The sequence below is a fragment of the Streptomyces apricus genome, from assembly GCF_008369065.1.
Lineage (GTDB): Bacteria > Actinomycetota > Actinomycetes > Streptomycetales > Streptomycetaceae > Streptomyces > Streptomyces apricus.
Genome location: NZ_VDFC01000046.1, coordinates 113,305 through 132,559, shown reverse-complemented (window position 1 = coordinate 132,559; position 19,255 = coordinate 113,305). Strand labels below are relative to the sequence as shown.

16 protein-coding genes and 1 tRNA gene are annotated in these 19,255 nt (G+C 73.0%); 8 read left to right on the top strand and 9 right to left on the bottom strand.

The window, feature by feature from the left end:
* Positions 1-15: 15 nt before the first annotated feature.
* Positions 16-582 (bottom strand): gluconokinase, encoded by a 567-nt coding sequence (locus FGF04_RS20655; RefSeq protein ID WP_149512800.1) that lies wholly within the window; start codon positions 580-582, stop codon positions 16-18.
* Between the two features lie 175 nt (positions 583-757).
* On the opposite strand from FGF04_RS20655, the gene FGF04_RS20650 reads away from it, so the two are divergent.
* A complete protein-coding gene (locus tag FGF04_RS20650; protein WP_149512799.1) occupies positions 758-1,465 on the top strand; it encodes a FadR/GntR family transcriptional regulator in 708 nt (235 codons plus the stop codon).
* A 24-nt stretch (positions 1,466-1,489) separates the two neighbouring features.
* Here the strand turns inward: FGF04_RS20650 and FGF04_RS20645 are convergent, their stop codons facing one another.
* The 4 genes from FGF04_RS20645 to FGF04_RS20630 form a co-directional block, all read right to left on the bottom strand.
* Positions 1,490-1,870, bottom strand: a complete 381-nt coding sequence (locus FGF04_RS20645) for a YchJ family protein (protein ID WP_149512798.1) — start codon at positions 1,868-1,870, stop codon at positions 1,490-1,492.
* A gap of 139 nt (positions 1,871-2,009) precedes the next feature.
* Entirely contained in the window at positions 2,010-3,197 is a 1,188-nt protein-coding gene (locus FGF04_RS20640) for a M1 family metallopeptidase (RefSeq protein ID WP_235882424.1), read from the bottom strand.
* Positions 3,198-3,274: 77 nt separating this feature from the next.
* Positions 3,275-7,225: a Pls/PosA family non-ribosomal peptide synthetase gene (locus FGF04_RS20635; RefSeq protein WP_149512797.1), complete on the bottom strand. Its 3,951-nt coding sequence runs from the start codon at positions 7,223-7,225 to the stop codon at positions 3,275-3,277.
* Positions 7,226-7,556: 331 nt separating this feature from the next.
* A tRNA-Leu gene (locus tag FGF04_RS20630) sits at positions 7,557-7,641 on the bottom strand.
* A gap of 197 nt (positions 7,642-7,838) precedes the next feature.
* Here FGF04_RS20630 and FGF04_RS20625 point away from each other — a divergent pair.
* From FGF04_RS20625 to FGF04_RS41865, 3 genes are all read left to right on the top strand, one after another.
* Entirely contained in the window at positions 7,839-9,164 is a 1,326-nt protein-coding gene (locus FGF04_RS20625) for a M20/M25/M40 family metallo-hydrolase (protein ID WP_149512796.1), read from the top strand.
* A gap of 202 nt (positions 9,165-9,366) precedes the next feature.
* On the top strand, positions 9,367-9,600 hold the full coding sequence (locus FGF04_RS20620; RefSeq protein WP_149512795.1) for a chaplin: 234 nt from the start codon (positions 9,367-9,369) through the stop codon (positions 9,598-9,600).
* Between the two features lie 179 nt (positions 9,601-9,779).
* Entirely contained in the window at positions 9,780-10,592 is an 813-nt protein-coding gene (locus tag FGF04_RS41865) for a chaplin (RefSeq protein ID WP_149512794.1), read from the top strand.
* Positions 10,593-10,708: 116 nt separating this feature from the next.
* On the opposite strand, the gene FGF04_RS20610 is transcribed toward FGF04_RS41865, so the two are convergent.
* A complete protein-coding gene (locus tag FGF04_RS20610) occupies positions 10,709-10,897 on the bottom strand; it encodes a DUF5703 family protein (RefSeq protein ID WP_149512793.1) in 189 nt (62 codons plus the stop codon).
* Positions 10,898-10,944: 47 nt separating this feature from the next.
* Here FGF04_RS20610 and FGF04_RS20605 point away from each other — a divergent pair, with 47 nt between their 5' ends.
* A complete protein-coding gene (locus FGF04_RS20605; protein ID WP_149512792.1) occupies positions 10,945-11,682 on the top strand; it encodes a hypothetical protein in 738 nt (245 codons plus the stop codon).
* 69 nt (positions 11,683-11,751) lie between these two features.
* Here the strand turns inward: FGF04_RS20605 and FGF04_RS20600 are convergent, their stop codons facing one another.
* Positions 11,752-14,133 (bottom strand): helix-hairpin-helix domain-containing protein, encoded by a 2,382-nt coding sequence (locus FGF04_RS20600; protein WP_188114159.1) that lies wholly within the window; start codon positions 14,131-14,133, stop codon positions 11,752-11,754.
* Positions 14,130-15,113 carry an aldo/keto reductase gene (locus FGF04_RS20595; protein WP_149512791.1) on the bottom strand — a complete coding sequence of 328 codons (984 nt, stop codon included), beginning with the start codon at positions 15,111-15,113 and terminating at the stop codon, positions 14,130-14,132. Before FGF04_RS20595 ends, FGF04_RS20600 begins: the two co-directional genes overlap by 4 nt.
* A gap of 150 nt (positions 15,114-15,263) precedes the next feature.
* Between FGF04_RS20595 and FGF04_RS20590 the strand changes: the two genes are divergently transcribed.
* On the top strand, positions 15,264-16,319 hold the full coding sequence (locus FGF04_RS20590) for an LLM class F420-dependent oxidoreductase (RefSeq protein WP_149512790.1): 1,056 nt from the start codon (positions 15,264-15,266) through the stop codon (positions 16,317-16,319).
* A 234-nt stretch (positions 16,320-16,553) separates the two neighbouring features.
* A complete protein-coding gene (locus tag FGF04_RS20585; RefSeq protein ID WP_149512789.1) occupies positions 16,554-17,342 on the top strand; it encodes a ferritin-like domain-containing protein in 789 nt (262 codons plus the stop codon).
* Between the two features lie 80 nt (positions 17,343-17,422).
* Here FGF04_RS20585 and corA read toward each other — a convergent pair whose 3' ends face one another.
* On the bottom strand, positions 17,423-18,421 hold the full coding sequence (corA, locus tag FGF04_RS20580; protein ID WP_188114158.1) for a magnesium/cobalt transporter CorA: 999 nt from the start codon (positions 18,419-18,421) through the stop codon (positions 17,423-17,425).
* A gap of 62 nt (positions 18,422-18,483) precedes the next feature.
* Between corA and FGF04_RS20575 the strand changes: the two genes are divergently transcribed.
* Complete coding sequence (locus tag FGF04_RS20575) at positions 18,484-19,170, top strand: histidine phosphatase family protein (protein WP_149512788.1); 687 nt, start codon at positions 18,484-18,486, stop codon at positions 19,168-19,170.
* The last annotated feature ends 85 nt before the right edge of the window (positions 19,171-19,255 follow it).

Below are 19,255 nucleotides of genomic sequence, written 5' to 3'. Positions count from 1 at the left end.
GAGAAGCGCGAGGGCTTACCGGTCGTTCTGGCCGTTCTGGCCGTTCCGGTCGCCCGGGTCGCCCGGGTCGCCCGGGTCGCCCAGGCCGTGCAGCGCGGTCACGGCCCGTTCGGTGATCTCGTACGGCGTGCCGCCGACGTCCACGGCGACCCCCGTCTCGTCCTCCTGGAGCGGCTGGAGGGTCGCGAACTGGGAGTCCAGCAGCGCCGTGGGCATGAAGTGGCCCTTGCGCTGCGCCATCCGCTCCCCGATGAGCGCGCGGTCACCGGTGAGGTGGACGAAGACGACGTCGGGGGCGGCTGACCTGATCCGGTCCCGGTAGGCGCGCTTCAGCGCGGAGCAGCTGACCACGCCGCCGAGGCCGGCCCGCCCCTGGGCCCAGTCGCCGATGGCGTCCAGCCAGGGCCGGCGGTCCTCGTCGGTGAGCGGGGTCCCGGCCGTCATCTTGGCGATGTTGGCCGGCGGGTGGAAGTCGTCGGCCTCGGCGTAGGGGACGCCGAGCCGGCCGGCGAGCAGGGGCCCGATGGTGGTCTTGCCCGTGCCTGCCACGCCCATCACCACGACGACATGGGGGGTGGTCATTGCTGCCTCGCTGTCTTCTTCGACATCGGATGGTCGGCGCCGAGTGCCGGCGCCGAAGGGACGTCGGGCGCAGCATCCGTCACGACACTGAAACCCATAGGTCAGACGAATTCAAGACTCTGTGACATATAAGTCTGACTTTTTGATGGCCCTCTTCTCCTCGTACCCTGAACGCATGAGCACACCGGGCCGGGGGCTGCACGGCCACGTACTGGAGAGCCTCGGCCCCTCGATCACGGCGGGCGAGTACCCTCCGGGCAGCGTCCTGCGCACTGACGAACTGGCGCAGCGTTTCGAGGTGTCACGGTCCGTGATGCGCGAGGCGGTACGGGTCCTGGAGTCGATGCACCTCGTGGAGTCCCGGCGGCGGGTCGGGGTGACCGTCCTGCCCACCGACCGGTGGAACGTCTACGACCCGCAGGTCATCCGGTGGCGGCTGGCCGGCGCCGACCGGCCCCGGCAGCTGCGCTCGCTGACCGTGCTCCGGTGCGCGGTGGAGCCCGTCGCGGCGGGCCTTGCCGCGAAGTACGCCACCGCCGAGCAGTGCGCCGAGCTCACCGAGTGCGCGCTCGGCATGGTGGCCAACTCGCGCGGGCACCGCCTTGAGGGGTACCTCTTCCACGACGTGGCCTTCCACCGGATCATCCTGAACGCGTCCGGCAACGAGATGTTCGCGCGCCTCGGGGACGTCGTGGCGGAGGTCCTGACGGGCCGCACGCACCACCAGGTCATGTTCGAGGACCCCGCCCCGGAGGCGGTCACCCTGCACGTGCAGGTCGCCGAGGCGGTCCGGGCGGGGGACACGGTGCGCGCGGAGTCGCTGACGCGGGAGATCGTGCTGGGCGCGCTGGAGGAACTGGACGTCCTCAGCCCGGAGCCCTAGCCCCGGCCCTGGCTCGGCCCGGTCCTAGGAGACGTCACCGTCCACGTAGACCCAGGCACCGTCCAGCCGCTCGAAACGGCTGCACTCGTGCAGGGAGCCTCCGGGGTAGGACGCCCGGAAGGTCACGGTGCCGGTGGTGTGGAAGGCCGTGCCCTGCGTCGTGTCCAGGATCTCCAGCCCGGTCCAGCGGGTCGTGGGGTCCAGGTCCAGCCGGGCCGGACGGGTGCGCGGATGCCAGGTGCGCAGCAGGTACGCCCCGTCCTGCCGCACGAACGCGCAGTACCGCGACCGCATCAACGCCTCGGCAGTGGGCGCCCCGCCCTCCCCCCGATGAAACCGCCCACAACACTCCGCGTACACCACGGCCAGCCCACACCCACAAAAAGACGACCCACGTCGAACCATGCCCCCCATTCTGCCGTTTGGCGGCGCGAGGCTGTCGCTCTCAAGGGGCGCGGGGAACGGCGCAATCTTTTGTCTTTGGGGTCGCGGGGAACGGCGCGAGCTTGCCGCTTTCAAGGGGCGCGGGGAACGGCGCAATCTTTTAGGGGCGCGGGGAACTGCGCGACCAGCCCCCACCCCCCAGCGCACACCGCACGGCGTGCAGCACCAGCCCGCCCCGCTCGTACAGCCGGTCGTCGAACATCAGCTTGCGCCCGGGGTCCGCCAGCCGCAGGTCCTGCGGCTGCCCGGCCAGCCCCCGGTGCGCGGCGGCCGCGAGCGTCTGCGCCGAGGGCCCGCCCGACCGCTCGGACCACAGCCACTCCGCGTACTTCGCGAACCCCTCGTTCAGCCAGATGTGCCGCCAGTCGGCGATGCTGACGCTGTTGCCGAACCACTGGTGCGCCAGCTCGTGCGCCACCAGCCGCTCCGACCCCCGCGCCCCGTCCACGTGGTTGGCGCCGAACAGCGAGAGCCCCTGCGCCTCCACGGGGACGTCGAGCTCCTCCTCGGTGACGACCACCGCGTACTCACCGAACGGATACGGCCCGAACAGCTCCTCGAACAGCGTCATCATCGCCGGCTGGCGCGCGAAGTCCCGCGAGAACTCGGTCAGCAGCCGCGCCGGGATGTGCCCGGTCTGCGGCACCCCGCCGGGCCCCGGGTCGCCGAGCAGCACGGTCTGGTACTTGCCGATCGACAGCCCGACCAGATAACTCGGCGTGGGCGCCGGCTGCTCGTACACCCAGGTCGTCGTGGACGCCTTCGGCGTGCGCGTCAGCAGCCGCCCGCCCGCCACCACCGCGTACGCCGACGGCGTGGTGACCGCGATCTGGTACGAGGCCTTGTCGGCGGGCCGGTCGTTGCACGGGTACCAGGACGGCGCGCCCACCGGCTGGCTCGCCACCAGCGCCCCGTCCTCCAGCTCCTCCCAGCCGATCCCGCCCCACGGGCTGCGCACCGGCCGGGGATTGCCCGACCAGTGGACCTCCACGGTGAACGCGGCCCCGGCCCGCAGCGGCTTCGCCGGGCGGATCCGCAGCCGGCCGCCGCGGTGCGTGTAGTGCGGGGCCCGCCCGTCGACCCGGACCCGGCCGATCCGGAAGTCGGCGAGGTTCAGCTGGAACTCGGCGAGCGGCGCACGGCCCGCTATGGCGTTGAGGCGTGCGGTGCCGGACAGCCGGTTGGGTCCCGGACGGTAGTCCAGGGCGAGTTCGTACCGGTGCACCCGGTAGCGGGCGTCGCCGTTCCCCGGGAAGTACGGATCCGCTCCCACTGTCTGCTGAACCACTGAAATGTCCGCTCCCTGCGCTGTGCCCGTACCGCGTACCGACCGTGTTCCTCCCCGGACGCCGTACGGGGCCGCGGCTAGGGACGCCACGCCTCGATCGGGTTGCCGAGCCAGCGGGTGTCGTCGGGGACGGACTCCGCCGCCATGACGAGGGACGCGGGTCCCAGTGTGCTGCGCGCCCCGACGGTGCTGCCGGGCAGGACGATCCCGCCCGGGCCCAGGGTGGCGCCCTCACGGAGGACAACAGTATCCGTCCGCAAGATCCGGTCGTGGAAGAGGTGGGTCTGCAGCACGCAGCCGCGGTTGACCGTCGCCGCGTCCTCCAGCGTCACCAGGTCCGCCTCCGGCAGCCAGTAGCTCTCCACCCACGTCCCCCGGCCGATCCGCGCGCCGAGCCCGCGCAGCCACAGGTTCATCAGCGGCGTGCCCGGCACGTTCCCGGCCAGCCACGGCACGGCGACCACCTCGACGAAGGTGTCGGCCAGCTCGTTGCGCCACACGAAACCGCTCCACAGCGGGTGCTCACCGGTCCGGTGCCGTCCCACCAGCAGCCACTTCGCGGCCACGGACAGCAGCCCCGCCGCCGCCCCCGCGCCCAGCAGCACGACCCCGGCGAGCGCCCAGGCCCACGCCCCGAGCGCGCTCAGCGCCGCGACCGTCAGCACGGCGAGCGCCGCCGAGCACAGGACGGGCACGATCCGGCACAGCTCGACCAGCCCGCGCGCCCACAGCAGCCGCACCGGCGGGTCGTACGTCAGGCTCTGGTCGCCGCCCTGCGCCGAGCGCGGCAGTTTCACCGGCGGCAGCCCCAGGTACGAGCTGCCCTTCTTGGCCTTCTTCGGCGTCGCGGACAGCACCCCGACCAGGCCGCCGTCCGGCACCGAGCGGCCCGGCGCGGTCATCCCGGAGTTCCCGAGGAAGGCCCGGCGCCCGATCTGCGCCCGCCCGATCCGCATCCAGCCGCCGCCGAGCTCGTACGGCGCGGTCAGCGTGTCGTCGGCCAGGAACGCGCCCTCGCCGACCGTCGTCAGGCTCGGCAGCGCCAGCACCGTGGACACCTCGGCGCCCCGCCCGATCCGCATCCCGAGCAGCCGCAGCCACACCGGCGTGACCAGCCCCGCGTACAGCGGGAACAGCGTCTCGCGGGAGCGGTCCATCAGCTGGGTGACCGTCCAGGCCTGCCAGCCGGTCCTGCTGTGCGTCGGATGGGTGCCCGGCCGCAGCCCGAGGGAGAGCAGCCGCACGGCGGCCAGCAGGAGCAGCGCGTACGCCAGACCGAAGGCGAGGGTCGCCGGCACCAGCGCCACCGCGGCGCCGCGCAGTGCGTCCGCGAGTCCGGCGTCCGGCGCCACGAAGACGCCCGCCACCAACAACGCGGCCAGCCCCGCGACCAGCGGCAGCACCGACAGCGCGAACCCGGTCGCCCCGTACATGGCACGCCAGTACGTGCCCTTCCGCGGGCGCTCCTTGGGCCAGTCCCGCTTCGCCTTTCCCAATTTGACCGCGGGCGCGCCGGCCCACCGCTGACCGGTCGGGACCTGCCCGGAGACGGCCGAACCGGGGGCCACCTCGGCCCGCTTGCCCACGCGGGCGCCGGGGAAGAGCATGCTCCGGGTGCCGACGACGGCGTGCGCGCCGACCTTGACCGGGCCGATCTCCAGGCGGTCGCCGTCCAGCCAGTACCCCGACAGGTCCACCTCGGACTCCACGGCGGCGCCGCGGCCCAGCTTGAGCATGCCGGTCACGGGCGGCAGCGAGTGCAGGTCGACGTCGGGCCCGACCTTGGCGCCCAGCGCCCGCGCGTACCGCTCCAGCCAGGACCCGGTCAGCGAGGTCGCCCCGCTGAACTCGGCGAGCCGCTCCGCCGTCCACAGCCGCAGGTGCACGCTCCCGCCGCGCGGATGACGCCCGGGCGTCACCTTCCTCAGCAACAGCCGCGCCCCACCGGCCCCGATCGCGAGCCGCCCGGGCGGACTGAACAGCAGCACGGCCAGCGGGCCGACCAGCCACCAGGAGGCGGTCGGCGCCCACGGGTACGCCCCGAACCGGTGCAGCACGTTGCCGAGCGCGGCCAGCGCCACCGTCCAGCGCAGCCCGAGCAGCGCGAACAGGGGGACGAGCACCAGCAGTTGCACGACCTTGGCCCGCAGCGGCACCGGCGCGACCGGCCGTCCGGCGCCGTCGCCCTGCGCGGACCGCTCCAGGTGCCGGGCGAGCTTGCGCAGCACCGGCTGCTGGTAGACGTCCAGCACGGCGGCGCTCGGGTAGCGGGCGCGCAGCCTGGTGGTGAGCTGGGCGGCGGCGAGGCTGCCGCCGCCGATCGCGAAGAAGTCGTCCCGGGCGGAGCCCACCGGGATGCCGAGCACCTCGCTCCACTGCTCGGCGAGCCACGCCTCGGTCCCGTAGAGCTGCTCGGCCGGGCCGCCCGTGTCCAGGTTCTCCAGCGGCCAGGGCAGCGCGTCGCGGTCGACCTTGCCGGAGGTGCGGGTCGGCAGCTCGGGCACGGGCGCGAGCAGTGGCACGAGGGCCGCGGGCAGCGCGGCCCGCAGCCTCTCGACGGCGGCGGCGTGATCCCAGCGGCCTGGGACCCCGTCCGTGCCGGTGGTGTCGTCGCCGTCCTGGGTGCCCTCGTCCTGGGAACCGTCCTGAGGATCGTCCTGGAGCACGACATAGCCGACGAGCAGCTGGTTGCCGCCGCGCGCGGTCCGCACGGCGGCCGCGGCGCCCGCGACGCCGGGCAGCCCCTGGAGAGCGGTGTCCACCTCCCCCAGCTCGATCCGGCGCCCGCCGAGCTTGATCTGCTCGTCGGCCCGCCCGAGGAAGACCAGCCCTTCCGGTTCGGCCCGGACCAGGTCGCCGCTGCGGTACGCGCGCTCCCAGCCCAGCGACTCCAGCGGGGCGTACTTCTCGGCGTCCTTCTCCGGGTCGAGGTAGCGGGCGAGCCCGACCCCGCCGATCACGAGCTGGCCGCTGCCGCCCATCGCGACGGGCTCGCCCGCCTCGTCGACGACGGCCAGCTCCCAGCCGTCCAGCGGCAGCCCGATCCGGACCGGCTCCTCGCCGGTCATCAGCGAGGCGCAGGCCACGACGGTGGCCTCGGTGGGCCCGTAGGTGTTCCACACCTCACGTCCCTCGGTGACCAGACGCTGCACCAGCTCGGGCGGGCAGGCCTCACCACCGAAGATCAGCAGCCGCACCTCGTCGAGCGCCTCCGGCTCCCACAGGGCGGCCAGCGTCGGCACGGTGGAGACGACGCTGATCTCCTGCTCGACCAGCCAGGGCCCCAGGTCGGCGCCGCTGCGCACCTGGGAGCGCGGCACGGGCACCAGGCAGGCCCCGTACCGCCAGGCCAGCCACATCTCCTCGCAGGACGCGTCGAAGGCCACGGACAGCCCGGCCATGACGCGGTCGCCGGGCCCGATCGGGTCCTCGGTGAGGAAGAGGTTCGCCTCGGCGTCCACGAAGGCGGCGGCGCTGCGGTGGCTGACGGCCACGCCCTTGGGCCGGCCGGTCGACCCGGAGGTGAAGATGATCCACGCGTCGTGCCCGACCCCGGGCCGCGCGGCGGGCACCTCGCTGCGCCCCTCGACGGTCAGCGCGTGCCCGGCCCCGACGACGGCGCGGACGCCCGCCTCGCCGAAGACCAGCTCGGCCCGCTCGTCCGGGTCCTCGGCGTCCACCGGCACGTAGGCGGCGCCGGCGGCCAGCACGGCGAGGACGGCGACGTACAGCTCGTTGGTCCCCGAGGGCACGCGTACGCCGACCCGGTCCCCGAGCCCGACCCCGGCGTCACCGAGCCGCCGCCGCAACGCCTCCACCTCCACGGCCAGTTCGCGGTACGTGAGACTGCGACGGCCGTCGTCGAGGGCGGGCTCGTCGGGATACGCCCGCACGGAGGCGTCGAGGATGTCGACGAGCGTGCGCGGGGAGGGCGCGCAGGAGGCGGAGAAACGTGCCCGGTCGCCGAACTCGGCCCGTACCTCGTCGTCGGACAACTCGAACGCGGGGCCTTGCTGGAGGGCTGCCATCGGGTCCTCACATGTCGTTCCCGGCCGGGCCGGGGGAGCGTGCGGACCCACAGGTATGCCCGGGGATATTCCGGTCGGCTCCGAACAAGCGTGGAATTTTAGTACGACGCTAGCCCCGGCCCCGCACCTCGGCGACGCGGACGACCCCGTACGGGGCCCTCAAGCCGACCCCCGCACCTCCCTGACATGGAGGTACACCACCACGACGAGACATGCCCCACACGAGCCGGAAACACGGAGCCGAAGGCCGGCCGGGCACCTGGGCGCCCGCGACCGAGCCGTCGTGGGCGGGAAACGCAAAAGACCCCACGTGAAGTGGGGTCTCAGCCGGTGTCCGAGGGGGGACTTGAACCCCCACGCCCGATAAAGGGCACTAGCACCTCAAGCTAGCGCGTCTGCCATTCCGCCACCCGGACAAGGTGTCTGTCGCGCGGGGTTCCCCTCGCGGCGACGAAGGAAACATTACCAGGCTTTCCAGATCCTCCGATCACCGGGCGTCGCCCCGGCGCCCGGGCGTGAACGGCGTGTGACGGGCGTGGTCCGCCCTTGGGCGGGGATGACCGGGGAGAGAGGATGAAGGGGACCACCAGCAGTGACCGTGGGAGGAAGCAGCGTGAGCGAGCAGGACACGACCAGGAGCATCAAGGGTGAGGACGAGGTCGTCGACCTCTGCCGCGAGCTGATCCGGATCGACACGAGCAACTACGGCGACCACTCGGGACCGGGTGAGCGCAAGGCCGCCGAGTACGTCGCCGAGAAGCTCGCCGAGGTGGGTCTGGAACCGCAGATCTTCGAGTCGCACCGGGGCCGCGCCTCCACGGTGGTCCGGATCGAGGGGGAGGACCGCTCGCGGCCCGGCCTGCTCATCCACGGCCACACGGACGTCGTACCGGCCAACGCCCAGGACTGGACGCACCACCCGTTCTCCGGCGAGATCGCCGACGGCTGCGTGTGGGGCCGCGGCGCGGTCGACATGAAGGACATGGACGCGATGACCCTCGCGGTCGTACGCGACCGGGTGCGCAGCGGCCGCAAGCCCCCGCGGGACCTCGTGCTGGCCTTCCTGGCGGACGAGGAGGCGGGCGGCACGTTCGGCGCCAAGCACCTCGTCACGAAGCACCCCGACCTCTTCGAAGGGGTCACGGAGGCGATCGGCGAGGTCGGCGGGTTCTCCTTCACGGTCAACGAGGACCTGCGGCTGTACCTCGTGGAGACCGCCCAGAAGGGCATGCACTGGATGAAGCTGACCGTGGACGGCACCGCCGGGCACGGCTCGATGATCCACAAGGACAACGCGATCACCGAGCTGTCCGAGGCGGTCGGCCGGCTCGGCCGGCACAAGTTCCCGGTGCGCGTGACGAAGACCCTGCGGCACTTCCTGGACGAGCTGGGCGACGCCCTCGGCACCGAGTTGGACCCGGAGGACATGGACGCGACGCTCGCCAAGCTCGGCGGCATCGCCAAGCTCATCGGCGCCTCGCTCCAGAACACCGCCAACCCGACCCAGCTGGGCGCGGGCTACAAGGTGAACGTGATCCCGGGCCAGGCCACCGCGCACGTCGACGCCCGCTACCTGCCGGGGTACGAGGAGGAGTTCCTCGCCGACCTGGACCGCATCCTCGGCCCGCATGTGAAGCGCGAGGACGTGCACGCGGACAAGGCGCTGGAGACCACCTTCGACGGGGCCCTGGTGGACGCCATGCAGACCGCGCTGGTCGCCGAGGACCCGATCGCCCGCGCCGTCCCGTACATGCTCTCCGCCGGCACCGACGCCAAGTCCTTCGACGACCTCGGCATCCGCTGCTTCGGCTTCGCCCCGCTGAAGCTGCCGCCGGAGCTGGACTTCGCCGGGATGTTCCACGGCGTCGACGAGCGGGTGCCGGTCGACGCCCTCAAGTTCGGCGTGCGCGTCCTGGACCGCTTCATCGAGGCGTCCTGAATCTGAACCGTCCTGAATCTGAACCGTCCTGAACCGTCCGTCCTGGACCGGACCGCTGAAATGACACTCCAATAATCGGCAGCGCGTACGGAGTCTCCTGAGAAGAGTGAATGCGCTCATAAGCTCGTAGCCCTATTACTCCCTCCTCGTTACTGCTGATGTGATCCGCGGCTGGGATCACATTTGCCAACAAGGAGGAACAATGATCAAGAAGATCGTCGCCGCTGTCGCTGCCACGGGTGGCCTCGTTCTCGTCGGCGCGGGCGTCGCTACGGCCGATGCCGGTGCGCAGGGTGCTGCGGCGGGCTCCCCCGGCGTGCTCTCGGGCAACGTCGTCCAGGTGCCCGTCCACGTGCCGGTGAACGTCTGCGGCAACACGGTCTCCGTGATCGGGCTGCTGAACCCCGCCTTCGGCAACACCTGCGTCAACCACTGACGTCGTGCTCACCTCATGAGGGCCTGTCCCAGTGAGGCCCGAGGATATGAGGTCCTGAGTCCGCGGCCCCGGAGCGCACGCCATGCGCTCCGGGGCCGCGGACCTTTCGAATTCGGCGCACGCGCGTACGGCGTGTGCGTATTTCTGAAGCGACATGGTTCACGAGGCAGGGAACAGCTATGCGACAGGTCACCCGCAAAGGCCTGATGACGGTGGCGGCGGCCACCGGTGTCCTGGCGGCCACCGGTGGTTACGCGCACGCCGACTCGGGGGCGCACGGCACCGCTTCGGGCTCCCCGGGCGTACTCTCCGGCAACTCGGTACAGGCGCCGGTGCACGCGCCGGTCAACGTCTGCGGCAACACCGTGAACGTGGTCGGGGTGCTCAACCCGTCGGTCGGCAACAAGTGCGGCGACCGGGGGAACGGGTCCGGCCACCACGGCAACGGCGGCTCGCACCACGGACCGGGCGGCGGCTCGCAAGCCGGTGGCCACGCGGCGCAGTCGTCCGGCGTGGGCTCCGGCAACCACGTGGAGATCCCGGTGGACGTGCCGGTCAACGTCTGCGGCAACAGCATCGACGTCGGCGGCGCCGGCAACACGGCCACCGGCAACTCCTGCGGGAACACCGGCGGCGGCCACGGGACGACGCGGCCCGGCCACGGCGGACCGCATGAGCCCGGGAAGCCGGGACGGCCGGGCGACTCCGGCCCCTCGGGCGAACCGGGCGAACCCGGCACACCCGGTGACCAGGGGCGGACGGACGGACCGGACGGGGCCGGCGGATCCGCCGGGTCCGCGGGGTCCCACGGAGGGCGCGCGTCCGGCTCGCACGCGGACGTGGCCGGTGCCCACACCGCGGGCCGGACCGACGTCACGGGACACCTCGCGCAGACCGGCAGCGAGCTGCCGCTCGGCCTCGCCCTGCCGGTCGGCGCGGGCGCGCTGCTGGCGGGCGCCGTGCTCTACCGCAAGGCACGCGCGTCGGTCTGATCCGGCACGGCGACCGGCATGACGAAGGGGCCCGGGGGCGGGGAACCGACCCCCCGGCCGGTCGAGGACGGTGGGGTCCCGCGGGCGCGGGGCCCCACCGGCTCAGTCGTCCGGTGTCACCAGGTGGCCCGCACCTGACGGATGATCCGTCGCCGCAACCGCACCCTGCGGCTGCCGTCCCGGTGCAGGCTGAGGCGGTCCAGCTCCCAGTGTCCGTACTCGGCGTGGTCGGTCAGCAGGCGTGCCGCTTCCTTGCGGGAGACCCCGCGCGGCACATACACGTTCACAAATTCGTATTCCGGCATCGCATCTATTGTGCGTGCGAAGGCCCGGTACGGATAGCGTCTGCACTATGTCTGATGCTGCGCAGCCCACCGCTGCCGAGGTACGCGCCGCCGCCGAGGCGGTCAAGACCGCGCTCGACCGCCACCTGGCGGCCGTGGAGCGCAGGTCGGGTGAGGACGACCCGGCCGTCTACGAGGCGTTCAACGAGCTGGCGGCGGCCGCCGAGGAGTACGACGAACTCCTCTACGACCGCTACGACGAGGTCACCCCCTTCGAGATCCCCGGTTCCGAGGACGCCCTGCCCCCGTACACCGGTCCCGACGAGCCCAACGCGCTGAGCGTGCTCATCCGCCGGGACTACGCGGTGGTGGAGCCTCAGCGGCTGCTCGCGCAGGCCCAGCGGGTCGAGGCGGTGGAGGAGGCCGGCGCCGTCACGGAGGGCTTCGACGCCGCCTCCGGGACCGTGCACGGCGCGCTCGGCGTCCTCTTCGGGGAGTTCGAGCCCGACGAGATCGCCTCCCGGCACAAGGAGTTCGGCCTCGAAGAGGGCGACTCGACGCTGTGGGTGACCGCCTCCGACGAACCGGCCGAGCCGGGGGAGTGGCTGGAGGCCCCGTTCGACCAGGCCGACAGCCACCAGGTGGTGTGCCGCTTCGACGTCAGCGCGGTCTTCGACGACGAAGCGGAGGACGACATCGAGGACGACGTACGGGACGCCGTCCTGCCGGAGATCGCGCTCGCCCTCGACGAGGACGAGGACCTGGACCTGGACCTGGAACCGAAGGAGCAGGACGCGGACCGCTGACGGACCCCGCGCCCCTTCGGGGGCGCGGGGAACTGCGCGCTCAGCCCTGCACGAGCCACACGGGCCGGCTCAGGCCGGTGCCGGCGCCGGGACCTGGGCCCTGAGCAGGGCGGGCAGCCGCGTCGTACGGGGCTTGGCGGCCACCTCCGCCACCGCGCGCGGCAGGGCCTGGTCCACGCCGTGGACCACCGACAGGTGCTGGGCGGCGCGGCCGAAGGCCGTGTACACCCACGGGCGGGACAGCGCCTGCGCGGCGTCTCCCGGCAGCACCACCACCGCGGCGGGCCAGCGGATGCCGACGCACTGGTGGGCGGTGAGCGCCCAGCCGTGCCGCACGGTCTGCTCCACCCGCTCCTTCGGTACGACGACGGGCGCGCCCGCGCACTCCAGGTGCAGCCCGGCGGCGTCGGCCCCCACCACCCGGCCGGGGACGGAACGGCCCGGCGCGGCGGTGTACACGATCCGGTCGTCCGGGTCGAAGCCGCCGAAACGGCCGGGCCCCGGGTTGAGCCGCTCCTTCAGTGCCGCGTTGAGCACGCGGGTGCCCGCCGCCCCGCCGTGGCCCGGGGTGATCACCTGGGTCTGCTCGGCCGGGACGCCGATCGCGCGCGGCACCGAGTCGGCGACCAGCTGCACGGTGCGGTGGACCGCCTCCCCGGCGTCGCGCACCGGAATGATCACCACCTCCTTGCCCGGCGCCTCGACCTGGTTCAGCTCGCCGATGCCGATGCCCGAGACCAGCTCGCCGACGGGACCCGGGTCCGGGGTCCGTGAGGCGATCTGCGGGCACACCCGCGCGGCCAGCAGGTCCGCGAAGACCCGCCCCGGCCCCGCCGACCACAGCACACCGGGGTCCCCGCTCAGCACGAGACGGGCCCCGTCGGGCAGCGACTCGGCCAGCATCGCCGCGCTCTCGACGTCCAGCTGCGGTGCGTCGAGCACGACCAGCAGGTCGGTCAGGAGCAGGCCGTCCCGGTCCCGGCCGGGGCCCTCCTCGCCGGAGAGCAGACCGGCGACGGTGACCACGGAGGCGTCGTTCCGCTCCCCGGAGCCCGGCGGATCCGTGGCGGCCGCGGCCTCCCGCGCACCGGCGAGCGCGCCGGTGAGGGCACCGGCGAACCGGCGGCGGCCGTCCGGATGGTGGGCGGCGACGCACACCCGCAGCCCGAGGGTCGCGGCGGCCGTGACCAGCGCCACGCMCTCGGCGCGGGACGCCTCCCCGCCGGTGTGCAGGACGAGGCCGTGACCGGCGACCGCCCGGACCAGCTCGGCSGCCGAGCTCGTCGCGGCCGGTTCCCAGGCGGCTGCCGCGCCGTCCTCCTTGGGCAGGGAGTTCATCAGCCGGGCCAGCCCGTCGGCGAGGCTCTCCTCGGCGAGCGCGTACCGCTCCAGGCCGATGAGGACGCGCACCGGACGCGCATCTTCCGCCCCGTCCTCGGTGTCCCCCTCCCCGCCGGCCGTGTCCTCGGGGCGCCGGGGAGCCGGCGGCGTGCCGGGCTCGTCCAGCGCGTCCTGGAAGACCAGGGCGTCGCCCTCGGCCAGGGCGCTCTGCACGGCGGCGTCGGGGTCGGGCACCGACCGCTGCGCGAGCGCCGCCTGCAGCGCCGCGGCCTCCAGGGCGGTGTGCCCCGCGAGCGCGGCCTGTTCGAGGAGCCACACCGTGACGGCGCGGCCCCGCCGCTCGTCGTCCGGGGCCGCCTCCTGGCCCAGCAGGGCCCGGGCGAACCCGTCGGCCTGCTCGGGCCGCACCCCGGCCACGCGGAGCAGCAGCCAGGGGTCCTCCCGCAGCTGCCCGTCGGCGCCCTCCCCGAGGGTGGCGGCGGCCTGCGGTGCCAGCGCCTCCGGGGCGCCGCCCCGGACGAGCACGGCGCGCACGGCCTCGACGGACTCGGAGGTCATCGACGCCGGGGCCCCGGACGGCACGGGCCGCGGCTGGCGCACCGGCTCGGGCGCGACCCTGCGCGGCGCCGGCTCCGGATCGCTGAAGACACCCTTCGCGGGCTTCTCCCCGCTCTCCACCGCCCGCACGGCCGCGAGCAGGTCGGCGGCCTTCCCGCTCAGCGCCGTCCCGGCCAGGACCGGCCCGTCCTTCTCCGCCTTGCGCCGCTCGATGCGCTCGCGCAGCTCCCGCTGCGCGGCCAGCTCGGCCTCGGCCTCCGACAACTGGGCCGCCCCGTCACCGCCGCCCGCCGCACCGGCCTTATCCGCATCAGCGTCGGCCCCCTCCGAACCGGTCGCATCCGCGTCGGCCCCGGCCGGACTGGCCTCGTCCGAACCGGTCCCGTCCACATCCGCGTCGGCCCCGTCGGTGCCGTCGGCACCGGCACCGTCCGCCCCCGTGTCCCCCTCGTCCGGCGGGGTGCCCGCGTCGGTGCCGGGCCCCCCGGACCCGGGCTCGGCGCCCGGCGCCTCGGGCTCGGCTTCCTCCGCGGCGGACGGCTCCGTGCTCACAGCGTGCTCCAGTCGTGATCGGGATAGTGGTGCACGGGCGCCGACACGTCGTCGAGCGCCCGGCAGATCTCGTCAGGAAGACTAAGGGTCTCCACTGACAGAGCGGCCGTGAGCTGCAGCGCGTTGCGCGCGCCGATGATCGGGGCGGCCACCCCGGGCCGGTCGCGGACCCAGGCCAGGGCCACCTGCAGCGGGGTCACCGCGAGGCCGTCCGCCGCCGTCGCCACCGCCTCCACGATGCGGCCGGCCGCGTCGTCCAGGTAGGGCGCGACGAACGGCGCCAACTGCTCCGAGGCGCCCCGCGAGTCGGCGGGCGTCCCGTGCCGGTACTTGCCGGTGAGCACGCCCCGGCCCAGCGGCGAGGAGGGCAGGAGCCCGATGCCCAGGTCCAGGGCGGCGGGCAGCACCTCGCGCTCGACGCCGCGCTGCAGCAGGGAGTACTCCATCTGCGTACCGGCCAGGCGCGTGCGTATACCGGGGGACGCGAGCTGCCAGGTCGCGGCCTTCGCCAGCTGCCAGCCGCAGAAGTTCGACACCCCGGCGTACCGCGCCCGGCCGCTGCTGACAGCGATGTCGAGGGCCTGCAGGGTCTCCTCCAGCGGCACCTCGGGGTCGAAGGCGTGGATCTGCCACAGGTCCACGTGGTCGGTGCCCAGGCGGGCCAGCGAGGCGTCGAGCGCGGACAGCAGGTGGCCCCGGGAGCCGTCGAACCGCCGGTCCGGGTCGGGCACGCTGCCCGCCTTGGTGGAGAGCACGAGGTCCCGGCGCGGCACCAGTCCCGCGATGAGCTGTCCGAGCATGTACTCGGCCTCCCCGTCGCCGTACACGTCGGCCGTGTCGACCAGCGTGCCGCCCGCCTCCCAGAAGGACTTCAACAGGTCCGCGGCGTCGTGCTCGTCGGTGTCCCTGCCCCAGGTGAGGGTGCCGAGCCCGATGCGGGACACGCGCAGGCCGGTGCGGCCGAGATGCCTCTGCTCCATGGGGGCTGAGATTACTGGCCGGAAGTCGCCACGTGGGGCCCTGTGGACAACCCGTGCCACATGATCGCCGAGGCTGTCCCTGCCGCTCGGCCCGGCGGCGCGCTAGGGTGCCCGGCAAGGGACGTTACTGATCAGTAAGGGGAATCGGCCATGCAGCTCGGGATCAACCTCGGCTACTGGGGTGCCGGAATGGACGCGGACAACCTCGCCGTGGCCAAGGAGGCCGACCGCCTCGGGTACGCGGTCTGCTGGGCCGCCGAGGCCTACGGCTCGGACGCGGCCACCGTGCTGAGCTGGGTCGCCGCCCAGACCGAGCGCATCGACGTCGGATCGGCCATCTTCCAGATCCCGGCCCGCCAGCCCGCGATGACGGCGATGACCGCCGCCACCCTGGACTCGCTCTCCGGCGGCCGCTTCCGCCTCGGCCTCGGCGTCTCCGGACCCCAGGTCTCCGAGGGCTGGTACGGCGTCAGGTTCGACAAGCCGCTGGCCCGCACCCGCGAGTACGTCGAGATCGTGCGCAAGGCCATGACCCGCGAGCGCCTGTCGTACGAGGGCACCCACTGGACCCTGCCGCTGCCGGACGGCCCGGGCAAGCCGCTCAAGCTGACCGTGCACCCGGAGCGCGAGCACATCCCGCTCTACATCGCGGCGATCGGCCCGAAGAACCTGGAGCAGACCGGCGAGATCGCCGACGGCGCCCTGCTGATCTTCCCGTCCGCGGACCACCTGGAGGACACCGCGGTCAAGCACCTGCGCGCGGGCCGCGAGAAGGCCGGCCTGACCATGGACGGCTTCGACGTCTGCCCGACCGTGCCGCTCGCCCTCGGCGAGGACAAGGACGTCCCGGCGCTCGCCGACATGTTCCGCCCCTACACCGCCCTCTACGTGGGCGGCATGGGCAGCCGCAAGCAGAACTTCTACAACCAGCTCGCCCGGCGCATGGGCTACGAGAAGGAGGCCGCCGAGATCCAGGACAAGTACCTGGCCGGCGACAAGGAGGGCGCGGGGGCGGCCGTCCCGCACCAGCTCATCGACCAGACCACGCTGCTCGGCTCCGTCGACCGCATCGCCGACCGGATGAGCGCCTACGCGGCCGCCGGCGTCACCACGCTCACCCTCGCCCCGGCGGGCTTCACCCTGGACGACCGCCTCGCCTCGCTGCGGGCCGGCTCCGAGGCCCTGGAGCGGGCCGGACTGGCGTAAGGCGGCACAGGAGGAGTTCTGCGGCCGTGGTGGGGGCTCGGGGGTCTCCCCGCCACGGCCGTCACCCAGCACAACGCGCCACGGCCCGCTCGGTTACGCGCCTGTCATGCCCCGGGCGTCCACCGTTCGGCGGATTTGTCCGACACAGCTGTTGCCGCACCCCTGGCTGCCCACTTGACTCGTTCTTTGCGGAGCCCCGCACAGAGGCGGGAGTCCCGCATGGAGGTGGCAGACATGCTTTCGGCCAGGAGTCTCTTCCAGGAGATCATCGACAACGACGAGTCCTTCCGGCTCTTCTGTTCCATCGCCGCCAGCGGGGAGACCCAGGGCGGCTGGGAGAACGCGCGGATCGCGGCGCTCGTCCCGGAGAGCGAGCGCGCCCTCGCGCCCAGGATCACCCGCCACGGCGCGGACGAGGACAAGCACGGGCGGATCTTCAACGCCCTCATGAAGAAGCGGGGCGTCACCCCCGTCGAGATCCCGCCCGCGACCGACTACACGATGCTCCTGGAGCGGCACGGGATCGGCCTCGCGCACGCCAGGCTGCGGCGCGACGAGCCGCTCACCGTCGAGGACATCGTCACCTACCTGTCCCACAGCAGGGTCACCGAGCAGCGCGCCGCGGACCAGATGGTCATGCTCCGCAAGGACTTCGGCGACCACCCCGAGATCGGCAAGGCCGTGCGGATGATCTCCGACGACGAGGACAACCACCTCGCGTACTGCCACGAGGAGCTGCTGCGCTTCGCCCGCCAGGGCCACGGCCGGACCATCCAGCGCACCCTGCGCGCGTGCGCGCTCGCCGAGATCGGCATCTACCGGGACGTCAGCCTCGCGGTGATGGGTCACATGGGACGCATCCTCGGCTGGTCCCGGCCCAAGGCGCTGCTGCTCGCCACCGGCGTCCGCGCCATGTACGCGTACGAGCGGGTGCTCGGCTGGCGGCGGATGGTCTCGCTGTCGATGCCGGAGCGGCGCGACGCGCTGGGCGGCCCCGCGACCGCGGCGCCCGGGTTCGCCTGACCGCCTCCACGCGCGCGTACCGCCCCGTACCCGGTACGTACGGCACGCGCGCGTGGAGCCGGTCCGCGGACAGAGGCCGGCTACAGCCAGCCGCGCTGCTTGAAGAGCCGGAACAGCAGCACCTCGAAGGCCACCATGACCAGCAGGACCACCGGGTAGGACCACTCCCAGTGCAGCTCCGGCATGTGCTCGAAGTTCATGCCGTAGATGCCCGCGATCATCGTCGGGACCGCGGCCATGGCCGCCCACGAGGAGATCTTGCGCATGTCGTCGTTCTGCCGGACGCTCATCTGCGCCAGGTGCGCCGACAGGACGTCCGAGACCAGCCGGTCCAGGGCCTCCACCGACTCGTTGACGCGGGTCAGGTGGTCGTTGACGTCCCGGAAGAACGGATGGGCCTTGTCGTCGACGAAGGGCACGGTGGGACCGAGGACGCCCGAGCCCGCGAGGCGGCTCAGCGGCACGGAAAGCGGCCCGGTGGCCCGGCGGAACTCCTGGATCTGCCGCTTGAAGGTGTAGATCCGGGACGCGATGTTCCGCGACCCGCCGTCGTCCGGGGAGAACACCTCCGCCTCCAGCTCCTCCAGGTCGGTCTGCAGCTCGGTCGCCACTTCCAGGTAGTGGTCGACGGTGGCGTCGGCGATCGCGTAGAGCACCGCCGTCGGGCCCAGCCGGAGCATGTCCGGATCCTTCTCCAGGCGGCTGCGCACGGACTTCAGCGGCGAGCCCTCACCGTGACGCACGGTCACCACGAAGGAGTCCCCGAGGAAGATCATCAGCTCGCCCGACGACACCGTGTCGCTGTCCGGCTCGTACGTCACCGGCTTCAGGACCGCGAACAGCGAGTCGTCGTACACCTCCAGCTTCGGGCGCTGGTGCGCGTTGAGGGCGTCCTCGACGGCCAGCTCGTGCAGCCCGAACTCCTCGCTGACGCGGTCGAACTCCCGCTCCGTCGGTTCGTGCAGCCCGATCCACACGAACGCGTCCCCGGAGGCACGTGCGGCCTCCAGCGCGTCCGAGAGGTCTTCCAGCCCCTCCGTCCGGTGCCCGTCCCGGTAGATGGCACAGTCCACGATCACAGAGCGTATTCTCCTGTCACTGATTCTCCGGCGCACCCGGTACGGCGCCTACGCTGGGCGGCATGCCCACCTTGATCCTCGTCCGGCACGGACGCTCCACCGCCAACACCGCGGGGCTGCTCGCCGGGTGGACCCCCGGCGTCGCCCTCGACGAGCGCGGCGCCGCGCAGGCCGCGGCCCTGCCCGGACGCCTCGCGGAACTGCCGCTCGCCGAGGTGGTGAGCAGCCCCCTGCAGCGCTGCCAGGAAACGGTCCGGCCGCTCCTGGACGCCCGTCCCGGCCTGCGCGTCCACTCCGACGACCGCATCGGGGAGTGCCACTACGGGGACTGGTCCGGGCGCAAGCTGGCCGAGCTGGCGGGCGAACCGCTGATGGAGGTCGTGCAGGCGCACCCCTCCGCCGCCGCGTTCCCGGGCGGCGAGTCCATGCGCGCCATGCAGACCCGCGCCGCCGAAGCGGTACGCGAGTGGAACGCGCGCGTGGAGCGCGACCACGGCGGTGACGCCGTATACCTCATGTGCTCGCACGGCGACGTCATCAAGTCCCTCGTCGCGGACGCGCTCGGTCTTCATCTGGACCTCTTCCAGCGGATCTCCGTAGAACCGTGTTCCATCACCGCGATCCGTTACACCCGGCTGAGGCCATTTCTCGTGCGGCTCGGGGACACCGGCGACTTCTCCTCCCTGGCCCCGCGCGAGGAACCGCCCGGCAGCGACGCGGCGGTCGGGGGCGGTGCGGGCGCACCGTGATCGTCGACCGCAGTAGGGTGAAGCGGTCGAAGAAGCGCAGCAGTTGTCAGCAGCAGCCGCAGTCGACGGCAGAACCAGTCGATCG